Raw genomic sequence first — 16,889 nt, forward strand, 5'->3', positions numbered from 1 at the left:
GGCTCCAACCCGCAAGACCAAACGAGGATCGCTGTGACCATCTTAAAACTGCCGCCAGAGCTAAACGTCGAGGTCATCAGGGGTAGCGGCGACGGTCACGGGGTGCTCGACCTGCGGTACTTCCCGCTCACCTTCATCAAGAAGAAGGGCGATCCGAGCGAGGCCTACGTACACGCCTACTACAAGTGGCGAAAAGCAGCGTCTGCGTTCGCCCACGAGAACGGCATGATCCATATCGTCGTCAAAGACATCGACGAGTGGGGCATTCCAAAGCCGACCATTCGAAAGATGATCGGTGACTATGCGAGTCGCGATACCGAGGATGTGGGATTCGCATGGCGATATATCGTCGTCACAAAGCCCGTCATGCGCGGCGCCGTGACAGCGATCCTGTGGATCAAGGGCGACACCCAGCGCGTCTCGTTTGTCGCGTCGTACGCGGACGCGATCCGCACGGCCAACCAACTGTTTCAGGACTCGGGCTGCCAGCCCCCCAGCATCGACCCCGCGGGGTTTGTGCCGAGCTGGGAACTCAAATCCTGAGCCGGGGCAGCAGCTCGGCGTCGAGCGCCGTGAACTGGTCACCGTCGTGATCGACGAAGCGCACGACGCCAGTCGTCGCGTGTGACCAGTGCGCGGCGGTGTGGAACGAGAACAAGATGCTCCGCCGGCCGCGTAGCACGGTGATCGGGCAAGCCACGAGCACGCGGCGCTCGACCGGGTAGCTCGAGCCTAGCTGGACTCCGGCGCGGATCCGCGGCAGGGCGGCGGGGGTCGAGCTCGGGTGCCCGGCGAGCGCGAGCAACCGCAGCAGCGCGTCGTCGCTCAGGAGGTCGGCGAACGGGAGCCCGTAGTCGCCTGGCGGGATCGCGTTGGCGATGTAGAGCGCGTCGACCCGATCCCCGAAGCGGGCCGCGAGCTCGGCTGCACAGATACCGCCGAACCCATGACCCAGCAGCACGGCCGGGTGCCCGACGGCGTCGCCGAACCATGTGAGGAGCTGGTCGAGGAAGACCTCGGCCGAGTCGCCGCCGTCGGGATACCGCACCTCGCAGAGGCTCCACCGGGGGTCGACGGCGTCGGGGTTGTCGAGCGGAAACGACGTACCCCAGATGTCGGGCAGCAGCACGAGGGTGGCGGTGGTGTTTTCGCTGGGCGGACGACGCCAGACGACGGGACTCGCGGCCGGGCTGGGGGTGGGGCGATCCCGAATGCTCGATGCCCACTCGTCCGTGGGGATCATGCGAATGCGCGCACTCGATCGCTGGCCGCCGAACAGCTCGGCCTGAACCAACTCGACCACGGCCGCTCGATCGCTCTCGACGAAATAGTGGTTCTCGTCGATCAGGTTCAAGGTCGTGGTGTCGGTCGTGTACCGGGCCCAGCGAGGGATGAAGCGCGGGGCCACGAACGCGTCGCGCAGCGCTGCGATCACGGTGATCGGGCTGGAGATCGGCGTGAGCGCCTCGTACTTGGTGCTGTAGTCGGCGACCGCCTCGAAGTCGCCGCGCAGCATGGGCAGCAGCAAGGTTCGCAGCTCGCGGTCTTCGAGCAGCGCGCTGGCGTTGGTGAAGCCGATCACGCCCAGCGCCTCCATCAGCTGGGCCTCGTCGAGCAAGTGCAGCAGCGGCGACTGATAGGACCCAGGGGGGGCCGAGCCCGAAGCAAACACGCGGACGAAGCTGGCCCCGTGCTCGCGCTCGAGCCGAGCGGCGACCTCGAACATGAGCACGGACCCCATGCAGTGGCCAAACAGGGCCAGCGGCTTGTCGCACAGGGGGACCATCGCCTCGACGAGCGGCTGGGCGAACGCGTCGATCGAGCGCAGCGGCGGCTCGTCGAGCCGCGAGCCGCGTCCGGGCAGGTGCGCGACGCAGACCTCGACGTCCTCGCCGAGCAGCGCTGGCCACTCGGCGAATACCGCCGGTCCGCCGGCCGCGTAGGGGAAGCAGACCAGGCGCAGCTGGGCGTCGGGCCGCGGCGTGTCGACGCTGATCCAGGCGCCGACCGGCGGGGCCGGGGTGACGTCCGGCGAGGTGGGGCTGGCGTCGGTCACGATCGCGGCGAGCTCGGCCACGCTGCGCCCGCGCAGCAGCTCGGCGATCGGGATCGAGATGCCCTTGCTGTCGAGCAGGGTCCGCAGCTCGAGGGCCATCAACGAGTCGAGGCCGAGGGCGGTGAGCCCCGTGCCAGGATCGAGCACCTCGGCGGGCACGCGCAGGACTTGGCGGGCGGCGTCGATGATCGCGGGGATGATCTGTGCGTGGGTGAGTCGCGGCGGTGGCGAGCTCGCGGTCGACGCTGACGCCAGTTCGAGCCCGGGTCCCGCGATCTCCATGAGCTGATCCAGCAGCCCGGCGGCGTGAAGCTGTGCCGGGGACAGCTGCTCGAGCGCGCGCCGCAGATCCTGGGCGCTCGGCAGCTTCATGGTCGCTCGCCGGGCCTCGTCGATCGCGTCGAACAGCGGCCTTGGCCCATGCATGGCGAACAGCGGCGCGAGCACGCTCCAGTCGATGTCGGCGATGACGACGGCGCTGTGGCCTTCGGCGAGGCTCAGCGCCAGCCCGGCGAGGGCGACCTCGGGATCCATGGCGCGGACGCCCAGGCGATCGAGCGCCTCCCCGGCGCTGCCTTCCGCCATGCCGCCGCCAGCCCATGAACCCCAGCCCACGCAGGTCGCCGCGAGTCCGCTCGCGGTCCGATGCCGGGCGAGCCCCTCGAGGTAGGCGTTGGCGGCCGAGTAGGCGGCTTGCTGGGCGGCTCCCCAGACCCCCGCGATCGAGCCGAACAAGACGAAGGTTCGGATCGGCAGCGCGAGGGTCTGCTCGTGGAGGTTGCGCGCGCCCACGACCTTGCCGGCCGCGACCTCGGCGAACGCGGCGTGGTCGAGCTCCGCGAGCGGGCCTGGCTCGCCAGAGATCCCCGCGACGTGGAAGATCGCGTCGGGGCTGGCCCCGTCGCTGGCGAGCTGGGCGAGCAGCTGGGCGAGCGCGTCGGCGTTGGCGACGTCGCAGCGGGCGATCGTGACACGGGCGCCCAGGGCTTCGAGCTCGCTGCGCAGCTGGGTCGCGCCTGCAGCTCGATCTCCGCTGCGGCTGGTCAGGATCAGGTGTGGCGTCCCGGCGTGGGCCAGCCAGCGGGCAGTCTGAGCGCCGAGTGCCCCGGTGCCGCCTGTCACCAGCGCGACGCGGGGGAGCTCGAGCTCGGGCGCACCCGAGTTCGCGGTGACCCGCGCGAGGCGGCGCACGATCAGCGCGCCGTCGCGGACCGCGACTTGGTCTTCACCCGCGAGCGCGAGGCCGGCGTCGATCCAGCGCGCGTCTTCGTGGCTGGGCTCGAGCGGTAGATCGACGAGACCTCCCCAGCGGCCCGGGTACTCCAGCGCGAAGCTGCGGGACAGGCCCCAGATCATCGACTGCGTGGGGTCGACCGGCTCGTCGGTTGGGCGAGTCGAGACCGCCCCGCGGGTGATGACGCAGAGCTTGGCGCTGGCGGTCTCTGGCGCGTCCCCCAGGTCACACAGGGCGTGCATCAGCGTCAGCGTGAGCGCGCAGTGGTGGTCGCTGGGCGTCGAGTCCAGCGCCAGGATCGAGACCCAATTGTCGATCGGTCGCTGCGCCGCGAGCTCGCGCAGCTGTGTGGCCAGCTGCTCGCGCGAGCTCGTGCGTTCGAGGGTGAGCGTGCGGGCGCCGACAGGCAGCTCGAGCTCCAGCCCCGTGGGGATGATGAACACGCACGCGGCGGGGGCGTTCGGACCCACGTGATCGCGCGCGGGGATCCAGCGCTCGACATAGCGCCAGCTGTCGAGGGTGGCGCGGCGCTCCGCGTGGGCGCGAAGCCGATGCATCGCCGCCAGCCACGAGTCGTCGATCACCGCCGGCTCGACGCCCGCGAGCTTGGCGAGTCGCCCCACGTCACCGCGCTCGATCTCGGACCACAGCGAGCGCTCGAGCGAGCCCGCGGCCGGCTCCGGCTTGGGCGGGGGCGGCGGGCTCATCCAGTAGCGGCTGCGCTGGAACGCATAGGTCGGCAGGGGCGCCGCGAGCCGGGCCTGGCCGCGCCCAACGTAGGGCAGCCAGTCGACCTCGACGCCGCGGCAGTGCAGCTGCGCGAGGGTCTCGGCCAGACACTTGGCGTCGCTTCGATCGCGCCGCAGCGAGGCTGTGACGGACACGGGCGAGTCAGCTGCGAGACAGTCCCGCGCCATCGCCGAGAGCACGGCGTGCGGTCCGATCTCGAGCAGGACATTGGCGCCCTCGTGCGCGAGCGCGAGGACCCCGTCGTGGAAGCGGACGGGATCCCGGACCTGTCGGACCCAGTACGCCGGGTCGCGAAGCTGGTCTGGATCGGCGAGCGCTCCGGTCAGGCTCGAGATCACGGCGAGCTGGGGCGCGGCGTACTCGATCGACTCGGCCACGCGCCGAAATTCGTCGAGCATCGGGTCCATCAGTCGCGAGTGAAACGCGTGGCTGACCTCGAGCCGTCGGACCCGGTGACCGAGGGCCTCGAAGTGCTCGGCGATCGCGGACGTCGCCTGGGCCGGGCCGGACACCACGGTGGAGGCGGGTCCGTTGATCCCGGCGATGTCGACGGTCGCGAGCTGTCGGTCGATCTCGGCCTGAACCTCGGACTCGCTCGCGGCGATCGCCACCATCGCGCCGCCGGTCGGCAGCGCCTGCATCGAGCGACCGCGCGCGGCGACGAGCTGACAGGCGTGGGCGAGCGAGAGGATGCCCGCGACGTGGGCGGCCGCGAGCTCGCCGATCGAGTGACCGATCACCAGCTGGGGGGTGATCCCCCACGACTCGAGCAGGCGGTAGAGCGCGACCTCGACCGCGAACAGGGCCGGCTGCGTGAACCGAGTCTGGTCGAGGTACGCGGCGGTCGCCGAGCCCGGCTCCGCGAACACGATCGAGCCAAGCGGACGCTCGAGCTGCGGATCGAGGTGGGCCGCGACCTGCGAGAACGCGGCCCGATAGACCGGCTGTCGCTCGAACAGCTCGCGGCCCATGCCCAGCCACTGCGCGCCCTGACCGGTGAACATGAACGCGAGCGTGGGTCGGTGGGCGACGACGCCGAGCGCGGTCGTGTGGTCCGGGCGATCGTCGCCGAGCCGCTCGAGCTCGGACAGCGCGCGCTCGCGGGTGGTCGCCACGAACGCAGCGCGGTGCGCAAACTGAGTTCGAGCGATCGCCAGCCCGCTCGCCATGTCGGTCAGCGAGGCCGCCTCGTGTCGCTCGAGCCAGCGCCGCAAGCTGCGGGCCTGAGCCCGAAGCGCGCGATCGGTCTTGCCCGAGATCACCACGACGCTCGGCGCCGAGCTCGGTGCTTCGTCAGCGACCGGCGCGTCGACGTCCTCGAGGATCACGTGCGCGTTGGTGCCCGAGATCCCAAACGACGAGACCGCGGCCCGGCGAGGTCGGCCCTCGCGGGTCCACGGCCGAGGCTCGTGGAGCAGGGCCAGCGAGCTCGACCAGTCGACGTGGGGGCTGGCCGGCGCCGCGAACAAGGTCCGCGGCAGCTGTTGGTGGCGCATCGCCAGGACGATCTTGATGATCCCGGCGATCCCTGCGGCGGCCTGGGTGTGGCCGAGGTTGGACTTGATCGAGCCGAGCCACAGCGGCGCGTCGCTCGGGCGGCCGCGCCCGTACACCGCCTGCAGGGCCTGGGCCTCGATCGGGTCGCCGAGGACCGTGCCCGTGCCGTGGGCCTCGATCGCGTCGACGTCCAACGGGGAGAGCTGGGCGGCCGCGAGCGCGGCTTCGATCACGCGTTGCTGGGCCGGGCCGTTCGGCGCGGTCAAGCCCTGGCTTCGGCCATCTTGATTGATCGCCGAGCCGCGGATGATCGCGTGGACGGTGTGGCCGTTGGCGCGGGCGTCGGCGAGCCGCTCGAGGATCAGCACGCCCGCACCCTCGGCCCAGCCGACCCCGTCGGCGGCGGCTCCGAACGCCTTGCAGCGGCCGTCTCGCGCCAGCGCGCCCTGGCGACTGAACTCGATGAACGAGCCGGGGGTGGCCATCACCGCGACGCCGCTTGCGAGCGCGAGGTCGCACTCGCGCTCGCGCAGGGCTCGGGCGGCCAGATGCGTGGACACCAGCGACGAGCTGCAGGCGGTGTCGACGGCGAGCGCGGGCCCCTCGAGGCCGAACACATACGCCAGCCGACCCGACGCGACGCTGGCGGCGCTGCCCAGCGCGACGTGGCCGGTCAGGGCGGCTGGATCATTGATGAAGCGGCCGCCGTAGTCGTTGTACATGATCCCGACGAACACGCCGGTGTTGCTGCCGCGCAGCTTCGCTGGCCGGATCCCGGCGTCCTCCATCGCCTCCCATGAGGTCTCGAGCAGCAACCGCTGCTGGGGATCGATCGCCTCGGCCTCTCGCGGGCTGATCCCAAAGAACAGCGGGTCGAAGTCGGCGGCGTCGTGCAGGAAGCCGCCGCGCTGGGTCACCGACTTGCCGGGCGCCCGCGGATCGGGGTCGTGGAGCGCGTCGAGATCCCAGCCGCGGTTGCTGGGCATCGGTCCGGTGGCGTTGCGGCCGTCCTGCAACAGCGCCCACAGCTGCTCGGGATCCTGCACGCCGCCGGGGAACCGGCAGGCCATGCCAACGATCGCAATCGCGTCGTCGTCGTCGGTGTGCGGCCGCTGAGTCGAAGACCGGGCCGCGGCCGCAGGCACCGTCGCGGCGACTTCGCTGAGCTCGGTCAGGAGTCGGTCGCGGAGGCTCGCGGGGGTCGGGTGATCGAACAGCAGGGTCGAGGGCAGCCGGAGCTGGGTCGCGCGCTGCAGCCGGTTGCGCAGCTCGATCGCCATCAGCGAGTCCAGGCCCAGCTCGCTGAGGGGCTGCTCGGGATCGAGCTCGGACGCGCCAGCGAGCCCGAGCACCGCGACGGTGGCGTCGAGCACGAGCGCGAGCGTGGCCGCGTCCCTGCGCGTCGCGTCGAGCTGGGCGAGCGACGCGGGCAGCGACGGGGCTGGGCTGGAGCTGGTTGGCGGGCGCGGTGCCAGCCCGCGAAGGATCGACGGTGGCTCAGCGTCGGCGGCCGCGAGCGCGGCGAGGTCGAGCCGAACGGGCACGCACACGCTCGCGTCATGGCGCACGGCGGCGTCGAGCAGGGCCAGCGCGTCGGCCGACGAGAACGGCTCGACCCCCTGACGCCGCATCCGCCCGCGGTCGCGCTCACCGAGCCGCGCGGCCATGCCACCCTCGGCCCAGGGTCCCCACGCGAGGCTCGTCGCCGGCAGGCCGAGGCCGCGCCGCTGGGCCGCGAGCGAGTCGAGGTAGGTGTTGGCGGCGGCGTAGTTGGCCTGGCCAGCGGTGCCGATGATCCCCGAGTACGACGAGAACAGGACGAACGCCTGGAGTGGGCGCGCGCGAGTCAGCTCGTCGAGGTGGCGCGCGCCGTCGACCTTGGCCGCGAACACCCGCTCGACCTGCTCGACCCGGAGATCCTCGATGACGGCGTCGTCGAGCGCACCCGCGATGTGCATGACGGCGACCAGCGGCTGCGCGGGCGCGACGGTGGCGAGCGCGTGCTCGAGCGCCTCGCGGTCGCCGACATCGCAGGCCAGGATCCGGAGCTCGGCGCCCGCCAGCGCGAGCTCGGTGCACAGCTCGGTCGCGCCGGGGGAGCGCGCGCCCGCGCGCGACAGCCCGAGGAGGTGGCGGACGCCGTGCTCGTGCACGAGGTGGCGAGCGACGATCGAGCCCAGCGCCCCGGTGACGCCCGTGATCAAGACAGTGCCCGCGAGCGCCGACAGTGGGTTGGCGAGCGGCTCGCGGCCGAGGCTCGCGGCGGCGAGCTTCGGCTCGAGGTACTCGCCGCCGCGGATCAGCAGCTGCGGCCGGTCGGGGACGGACAACAGGGCCGCGGTCGAGCGTGGGTCCTCGTCGACGTCGACGACCGTGAGCGAGAACTCTGGATGCTCGGTCTGAGCGGTGCGCAGCAACCCCCACACGCTCGCCTGGGCCGGGTGCTCGACCGGATCGCCGGGCTTGGCCGCGATCGCCTGGCGCGTGATCACGACGAGGCGGTGCCCGGCGAGCTGCGTCGACCGCAGCCACGTCCGCAGCATGGCCAGCGTCGTGAGCGTGAGCTCGAGCGCGGTGGCGTTGGGGTCACACAGCGACAGCGTCAGCCCCAGCTCGAGTCCGGCCTCGGCCCGCGCCAGCTGCAGCGCCTCGACATCGTCAAACTGGGCTGCGGGCCCAGGCAGGCCGTCGATCGGCGCGCCGAGGCGAGTCCAGGTCGCAGCCCGGGGTCCGGGCGCGGCGACCCGCTCATGGTCGACCGTGTACAGGTCGCGCACCGGCCGACGGGCCAAGAACCGCTCGGGCGGCGCGCTGCGGGTGACGAAGCCCTCGATCACGGCCAGCGGCCGGCCCCGATCATCGAACAAGCCGATGTTGGAGGTGGTCTGCTCGAGCGCGTTCTCGACGGCCGTCAGCGCGGCGTAGTGCGGCTGTGTCGGGGCGCCGGACCAGACCATGCGGCGGACCGCGAACGGCAAGCGCGGGGTCGTGTCGTAGACGAAGCCAGGCGTCCAGAACACCAGCGCGAAGGCATTGTCGATCAGCCCGCCGGGGATCGGCGCGTCTTGGATCTGGGCCTGATCGGGCGCGACGAGCCGACCCACGACCGTCGCGTCGGTTGTCGCGCTGGTCTGCGTCAACCACCACCAGCTCGGGCCCCAGTCGATCTGCATCGTCTGGAGCATCTGGGCGAAGTCGGCCTGGTCCGCGGACCACTCGAGGCTGTCGAGATCCAGGCTCGGCTCGAGCTGCGGTGGTTCGATCGCACGCAGGATCGCGTTGGCGTGGGTTGTCCACACGCCCTCGCTGTCGCGCGAGTGCAGGCTGGCTGCCAGTTGATCACGCTCGACCGGCGTCAGGCGAACGTGGAGGCTCACGCGGTCGTCGGGGCCCTCGAACCCGAGCGCGCGGACGAACTCGACGTCGCGCAGCTCGATCGCCCGCCCGGGCCAGCAGCTCTCGCCGATCGCGAGCATGATCGCCAGATAGAACGCGCCTGGGACCACGATCGTCTCGAACACCCGATGGTCCGCGAGGTAGCGCTGGACGGCGGGCCCGAGCTCGACATTGTGAATCGCGCCGTCGTCGGGCAGCTCGACGCGAACGCCGGACAGCGGATGTCGGCCTGACGATCCAACGCCAGCGCGCGGCGGCCGGGCGTCGAGCCAGTGTCGCTCGCGCGCAAACGCGTAGGTCGGCAGCGGCACGCGACGGCAGCCGCGGCCTTCGTAGTAGGCGCTCCAGTTCAGCGCGATGCCGTGGCAGTGCAGCTCCGCGACGCTCGACGCGAGCGCCTCGATCGCCGGCCGGTCCCCGCGCAGCGAGGCGATCAGGGTCATCGGCTTGGCGGCGTCGGGCGCCAGGCAGCCAGCCGCCATCGAGGTCAGCACCCCGCGCGGACCCAGCTCGAGCACCACGGTGGTGCCCAGGGTCTCGAGCGTCCTGATCGCGTCGAAGAACCGGACCTCGCGACGGGCGTGATCGGCCCAGTACTTGGCCGAGCTCAGCTGCGCCGGGGTCGCGAGCCGACCGGTGACGTTGGAGACGAGCTCGAGGGTGGGGGGCCGCAGCTCGAGCCCCGCCGCGACGGCCTCGAGCGGCGCGAGCATGGCGTCCATGTGCTGCGAGTGGAAGGCGTGGCTGACGGTCAGGTGCTTGACCGCGCGCCCGAGCTGCTCGAACTCGGCGGCGACGGCCCGCGCGGCCGCGTCGTCGCCCGCGATGACCGTGGACCGCGGGCCGTTGATCCCGGCGATGTCGACCGCGCCGGGCCGGCGCCCGAGCTGCTCGCGGACCTCGGCCTCGCTGGCCTCGATCGAGATCATCACGCCGCCCGACGGCAGCGCCTGCATCAGCCGCCCGCGCGCGGCGACCAGCGCACACGCGTGCTCGAGCGACACGACCCCCGCGACGTGGGCGGCCGCGAGCTCACCGATCGAGTGACCGAGCACGAGGTCGGGCGTCAGGCCCCATGACTCGAACAAGCGAAACAGCGCGACCTCGAGCGCGAACAAGGCGGGCTGGGTGTACGCGGTCTGATCGAGGAGCTCGGCGTGAGGCTCGTCGCCCCGGACGACCGCGCGCAGGTCGTGCTCGAGCTGGGCGTCGAACAGCTTCGCGCAGGCTTCGAAGGCGTCACGAAACACTGGATAGGCGTCGATCAGCGCGCCACCCATGCCGTGTAGCTGGGAGCCCTGGCCGGTGAACATCACGGCGAGCAGCGGCCGGGCGCGTACGCGATCGCCGATCGGTGCCCGCGAACCACCATCAGCAGCGATCGACTCGAGCGTGGCGAGGGCGCCCTCGAGATCGGCGCTCACGAACGCCACGCGATGCTCGAGATGCGAGCGCGTCGTCGCCAACGAGTACGCGACGTCGCCGAGCGCAGCGCTCGCGCGTTCAGCTCGCAAGTGTGCGAGCAGCTGCTGGGCTTGGTGGCGCAACGCTGGCTGCGAGCGGGCCGAGAGCAGCAAGGGCACGGGGGACGCGACCGCGTGCGCGCGTGCGCGTGGCGCTGGCGGCGGTGGCGGGCCCTCGAGGATGACGTGGGCGTTGGTGCCGGACAGCCCAAAGCTCGAGACCGCGGCGCGGCGCGGCGCCTGGGCCTGGGCGGACCAGCTCACCGACTCGGTCACGACCGCGAGCGGCAGCGACTCCCACTCGATGTGGCGGTTCAGCGGGAGCGCGTGGAGGCTCGCGGGCAGCTTGGCGTGGCGCAGACAGGCGATGAGCTTGGCGACGCCCGCGAGCCCCGAGGCGGCCTCGAGGTGGCCGAGGTTCGACTTGACGGTGCCGAGCAGCAGCGGTCGATCGTTCGTGCGACCCTTGGCATGCACGGCTGCCAGCGCGCCGACCTCGATCGGATCGCCGAGGATGGTCCCGGTCCCGTGGCACTCGACATAGTCGATCTCGTTGGGCTCGAGGTTGGCGTCGCTGAGCGCCGCACGAATGACCGCTTGCTGGGCGAGGCCGTTCGGCGCCGTGAGCCCGCTGCTGGCCCCGTCGTGGTTGACCGCGCTGCCGCGGATCACGGCGAGCACCTCGCGGCCCGACGCGACCGCGTCCGAGAGCCGCTCGAGGACCAAGACGATCGCGCCCTCGCCCCGCCCGTAGCCATCTGCGCGATCCGAGAAGGCCTTGGACCGCCCGTCGGGCGCCAGCGCGCGGGTCCGCGAGAGCTGCACGAAGGTGTGCGGGTCCGTCATGGCCGCGGCACCACACGCGAGCGCGATCGTCGACTCTCGTGCGCGCAGCGAGGCGCACGCGAGGTGCAGCGCGACGAGCGATGACGAGCAGGCCGTGTCGAGCGCGATCGAGGGACCCTGCAGGCCCAGGTGAAACGCGATCCGGCCCGGCGCAAACGAGACGTGGCTGCCCATGATCGCGTAGCCGTCGCCGTCGACGGCGTCGCGCATCAGCGACCCGTAGTCGCTCGCGCCGATCCCCACGAACACACCCGTGCGCGTACCCGCCAGCGAACCAGGGACGATGCCCGCGTGCTCGAGCGCCTCCCAGGCGGTCTCGAGCAGCAGCCGATGCTGGGGATCGATCGACTTGGCCTCGCGTGGGCTGATGCCGAAGAAGCCCGGATCGAAGCGATCGATGTTGGTGACGAACCCACCCTCACGGGCGTAGCTCTTGCCCGCGGCCTCGGTGTCTGGATCGTAGAAGTCGTCGAGCTTCCACCGGTCCGCAGGGATCGGGCCAATGGCGTCGAGCTGGGCTTCGAGCGCGCGCCACAGCCCGGTCAGATCGCAGATCCCTCCGGGCAGACGCAGGCCGACACCGACGATCGCAATGGGGACACCAGCGGACTCGAGCGCGGCGACTTGCTTGCGCAATCGCTCGATCTCCCGCATGGCGCGGACCAGCGTCGCGCGAAGTTCTTTGGGGTCGGGCTGGGACATTTCAGATCGATGGCGTCGCCACGCCGTACCAGCGACACGCTACACGTCGAGCAAGTCGAGCGCTGCGCTGAGCAGGTCAGCATCATCGAGCGCGTCGAAGTCGTCTTCCGCTGTCGGCGCGGGCGCAGGTTGCTGCGCGTTGGCCAGCGCCACCAGCTGCTCGTAGAGCCCCGACTCACGCAGCGACTCGCGCGGAATCTGGCTGATCACCGACCACAGCTCGTCGTCGTCGGCGTGGTCGCGCGCGGCAGCGGTCGGGCCGGCGATCGCCTCGGCGAGCTCGCTCAGCAGCAGCTCGGTCACCCGCTCGGGAGTCGGGTAGTCGAACGCGAGGGTCGAGGGGAGTGGGATGCCGGTCGCTTGCTTGAGCCGCTCGCGCAGCTCCACCGCCATCAGCGAGTCGAGCCCGAGATCCGAGAAGCCGGTGCGTGGATCCAGGGACGAGCCGTCCGAGAAGCCAAGCACGCCGGCGGCGGTGCTGAGCACGAGGCTGAGCACCTGGCGCGCACGGGCGCTGTCGGGCAGCGCGCGCAGCTGCTCGAGCAGCTCGTCGCGCTCGCGCTCGGACGGCTCGGCTGCGGGGGTGAGCGTGGCCTGGACCTCGGTGAGCTCGTCGAGCAACGGGCGGTGGCGACTCGACATGAACGTGGGGGCGAAGCGTTCCCAGATCATGTCGGCGATCATCACGGTCGCTGGCTGGCCGCCGATGACCTGGCTCAGGCCCGAGATCGCGAGCTGCGGATCCATCGGGCGAAGCCCGCGTCGCTCGAGGTGCTCGCCCATGCTGCCCGTCGCCATGCCCGCGTCGGCCCACGCACCCCACGCGACGGAGGTCGCCGGCAAGCCCAGGTGCGATCGATGCAGCGTGAGCGCGTCGAGGTACGCGTTCGCGGTCGCGTACGCAGCTTGCTGACCGCTGCCCCACACGCTCGAGACCGACGAGTAGGCGACGAACGCGTCGAGCTCGAGGTCGCGGGTGAGCTCGTGCAGGTCGCGAAACCCGGACGCCTTGCCCGCGAGCACGGCGGTGAATTCTTCGAGCGTGACGTCGGCCAGCGCCGTCAGCTCGCCCGCGACGCCCGCGGCGTGAAACACCGACCTGAGCGGGGCCTCGTTCGCCTGCAGCTGCGCGAGCAATCGCTCGATCGCGCCGCGGTCTGCCGTGTCGCAGGCGACGACGCTGACCTTGGGCCCGAGCTCGCCGAGCTCGGCGCACAGCTGCTCGACACCGGGCGCGTCCATGCCGCGGCGGCTGGTCAAGACCAGGTGCTCGACGCCCTCACGCGCGAGCCAGCGGGCGGTGTGGGATCCGATCGCCCCGGTGCCGCCCGTGACCAACGCGGTGCCGCGGGCCACGAAGCTCGCGGCCGGGGCCGCTGGCGCGTGGACCAGTCGGGGGACGTAGACTCGACCACCGCGCAGCGCGAGCTGATCCTCGCCGTCGCCGCGGGCGAACATGCCGACGAGCGCCCGCGCCTGGGCGTCGGCCTCACCCGCGTCAGGAAGATCGATTAGTCCGCCCCAGGCGCCCGGTCGCTCCAGCGCGATGACCCGCCCGAGCCCCCAGACCATCGCCTGGGTCGGCGCGAGCACGGCCTGGTTCGCCGCCGCGACGGCGGCTCGGGTCACGAGCCACAGCGGGGCGTCGATCGACTCGGCGATCAGCGCCTGGACCAGCGCGAGCGTGTGGGCGGTGCCGGTCGGGATCGCGGGTGCGTTGGAATAGGGGGATTCGTCGAGGCCGAGCAGCGAGACGACGCCCGCGAAACCCTGGTTGGGGCCGGGGTTGGGGCCGGGGCTGGGGCTGCGGTCGCGCAGCTGGCTGACGAGCTGTGCCTGGGTGGCGCCGGGATCGACGACGATGAGCTCGGCGGAGCCGCTGGCCTGGGTGAGCGCGCGGACCAGCGCGCTGGGGATCGGGTCGTCGCTGGCGGGCGCGAGCACGATCCAGGTGCCCGCGGCCAGGCCCGCTCGGGGCGCCCGAGACTCGCGCCACACCACCTCGTAGCGCCACGATGACAGGGCAGCCTGGCGCTCGCCGTCGCGTCGCCAGGTCTGCAGCGAGGGCAGCAGCGCGTCGAGGGCCGCGACGCCGCCGTCGTCGAGCGCGAGCAGCTGCCCGAGCGACGCCGCGTCTCGCTGCTCGACCGCCGACCAAAACGACGAGTCGAGCGCGCTGCTCGGGCTCGGGCGTGCGACCGCGGCGGTGAGCGGACCGTCGATCCAAAAGTGCTGATGGTCGAACGCGTAGGTGGGCAGGTCGACGGTCCGCGGGGCGCGATCACGGAGCAGCCGGGTCCAGTCGTAGGCGACGCCGCGCGCGTAGAGGCTGCCGAGCGAGAGCAACATGCGATCGAGGCCGCCGTCGTCGCGACGCAAGCTCGGGATGACCGCCGCGTGGTCGTCGACGAGGGACGCGAGCGCGACCGAGAGCACGGGGTGCGGCGCGATCTCGATGAAGAAGCGGTGATCCGACTCGAGCAGCTGCTCGACGCCACGCGCGAACGAGACGGTGTTGCGCAGGTTCCGATGCCAGTAGTCGTGATCCAGCTGGGCACCGTCGACCCACGTGGCCGTGACCGTGGACATCATGGGGATCGTGCACGCGCTGGCGACCACACCCTCGAGCGCGAGCGCGAGCTCGGGTCCGAGCGGGTCGACGTGAGCGCTGTGCGAGGCGTAGTCGACGTCGACCTGGCGCGCGAACACCCCCTCGGCCCAGGCCGCCTCGACGAACGCGGTCACCGAGTCTGCGTCCCCGGCCACGACCGTGGCGTTGGGCCCGTTGTCGACCGCGAGATCCAGGCGGCCATCGTAGGCGGCCAGGCGCTCGCGGACCGCGTCGGGGCCCATTGCGACGACCGCCATCGCGCCGGTCCCCGCGATGTCGAGCAGCACGCGGCTGCGCCTGGCCACGAGCTTGGCGGCCTGCTGAAGCGTCAGCGCGCCCGCGATGTGGGCGGCCGCGATCTCGCCCTGGCTGTGCCCGATCACCGCGTCGGGGACGACCCCGAGCGACTCCCAGAGCCTGGCCAGGCTCACCATCATCGCAAACAACACCGGCTGGATGACGTCGACCCGCTGCAGCGGCGGGGCAGCGTCGTCGCCGCGCAGCACGGCGAGCAACGACCACTGGGTGTGCGGGTCCAAGGCGGCGGCGCAGGCCTCGATCTGGGCGCGGAACGGGGCGGACTCGGCCAGCAGCGCGCGGGCCATCTGTGGCCACTGCGAACCCTGGCCCGGAAACACGAACACCAGCTTGCCCTCGACCGCGGCGACCCCCTCGATGTAGCGCGGGTCCGGCCGACCGTCGGCGAGCGCCTGCAGGGCCTCGATCGCGCCCGCGCGATCTCGACCGACGACCACGGCGCGGTGGTTGAATTGCGTGCGCGTGGTGATCAGCGAGAACGCGACGTCGGTCAGGGCCAGGTCCGGGTGGGCCAGGAGGTGGTCGCGCAGGCGCCCGGCCTGCAGGCGCAGCGACGCGAGGCTCTTGGCCGACACGAGCAGCGGCGTGTGGGCGTCGTTCGGCGTCTCGCGGTCGGGCGGTGTCGCCGTTGCCGGACCCTCTTGCACGATGACGTGGGAGTTGGTGCCCGAGATGCCGAACGAGGACACGGCCGCGCGTCGCTGTCGGTCACCCCGGGCCCAGGCGACGGGGGCTTGCAGCAGGCGGATCTTGTCGTCGGACCAGTCGACCTCGGGCGACGGCGCGTCCGCGTGCAGGGTTCGCGGCAGCTGCTCGTGCTGCATGGCGAGCGCCATCTTGATGATCCCGGCGGCTCCGGCCGCGGCCTGGGTATGGCCGATGTTCGACTTGATCGAGCCCAGCCACAGGGGCTGGTCGGGGTCGCGCTCGCGCCCGTACGCAGCGAGCAGCGCGTGGGCTTCAATCGGATCGCCGAGCCGGGTCCCGGTCCCGTGGGCCTCGATCACGTCGATGTCGTTGGGCGCGAGCGCGGCGGACTCGAGCGCGGCCTTGATCACGCGCTGCTGCGACGGCCCGTTGGGCGCGGTCAGGCCCTGGCTGCGCCCGTCTTGATTGATCGCGGATCCAGGGATCACCGCGAGGATCGGGTGGCCGTTGGCCTGCGCGTCGGACAGCCGCTCGAGCGCGAGCATGCCGACGCCCTCGCCCCAGCCCACGCCGTCGGCGCTGGCGGAGAACGCCTTGCAGCGGCCGTCGAGCGCGAGCCCGCGCTGGCGCGAGAACTCGACGAAGATCGTCGGCGTGGCCATCACCGTCGCGCCGCCCGCGAGCGCGATCGAGCACTCGCCCGCGCGGAGCGACTGACACGCGAGATGCACCGCGACCAGCGAAGAGCTGCAGGCGGTGTCGACGGTGATCGAGGGACCCTGCAGCCCCAGCGTGTACGAGATCCGACCCGAGCTGACGCTGCCCGAGCTGCCGATCCAGGTGTAGCCGGACAGGGCGGCCGGGTTGGTGACCAGGTGAGCGCCGTAGTCGTAGTACATCAGACCGACGAACACACCGGTCTGGCTGCCGTGCAGGGAGCTCGGCAGAATTCTCGCGTGCTCGAGCGTCTCCCACGAGACCTCCAGCAGCATGCGCTGCTGCGGGCTGATCGCTGGGGCCTCGCGCGGGCTGATCTCGAAGAAGCTCGGATCGAACAGCGCCGCGTCATGCAAAAAGCCGCCGTGCTTGGAGACAGACGTGCCGGGGTTGTCGGGGTCCGGGTCGTAGAGCGCCCCCGTGTCCCACCCGCGATCGACCGGCAGCTCGGAGATCGCGTCGTGTCCACTGGCGACGAGCTCCCACAGCTGCGCGGGGCTCCCGACGCCGCCGGGGTAGCGGCAGCCCATCCCGATGATCGCAATCGGCTCGCGCTGCCGCGACTCGACCTCGTCGAGTCGCCGCTTGGTCTGCTTGAGGGCCGCCGTGGCCCGCTCGAGGTAGCTGCGAAGCTTCTTTTGGTCGTCGGCC

At 71.8% G+C, this 16,889-nt stretch carries 2 protein-coding genes and 1 pseudogene; 1 reads left to right on the top strand and 2 read right to left on the bottom strand.

Features of this window, described 5'->3' with window-relative positions:
* Nucleotides 1-102 precede the first annotated feature (102 nt).
* A complete protein-coding gene (locus ENSA7_RS05315; protein ID WP_146157359.1) occupies nt 103-543 on the top strand; it encodes a hypothetical protein in 441 nt (146 codons plus the stop codon).
* Here the strand turns inward: ENSA7_RS05315 and ENSA7_RS05320 are convergent.
* Together ENSA7_RS05320 and ENSA7_RS05325 are read right to left on the bottom strand one after the other, a co-directional pair.
* On the bottom strand, nt 533-11,944 hold the full coding sequence (locus ENSA7_RS05320) for a type I polyketide synthase (protein ID WP_106088105.1): 11,412 nt from the start codon (nt 11,942-11,944) through the stop codon (nt 533-535). The genes ENSA7_RS05315 and ENSA7_RS05320 overlap by 11 nt on opposite strands.
* Before the next feature lie 39 nt (nt 11,945-11,983).
* A pseudogene (locus ENSA7_RS05325) lies at nt 11,984-16,879 on the bottom strand (type I polyketide synthase); the annotation flags it as partial.
* Between the last annotated feature and the right edge of the window lie 10 nt (nt 16,880-16,889).

Source organism: Enhygromyxa salina (genome assembly GCF_002994635.1).
In the GTDB taxonomy this organism is placed as follows: domain Bacteria; phylum Myxococcota_A; class Polyangia; order Nannocystales; family Nannocystaceae; genus Plesiocystis; species Plesiocystis salina_B.

Bases quoted from the DNA above. Each gene is read 5' to 3' on its own strand.
- ENSA7_RS05320 (WP_106088105.1), bottom strand. From the start codon at position 11,944: ATGTCCCAGCCCGACCCCAAAGAACTTCGCGCGACGCTGGTCCGCGCC.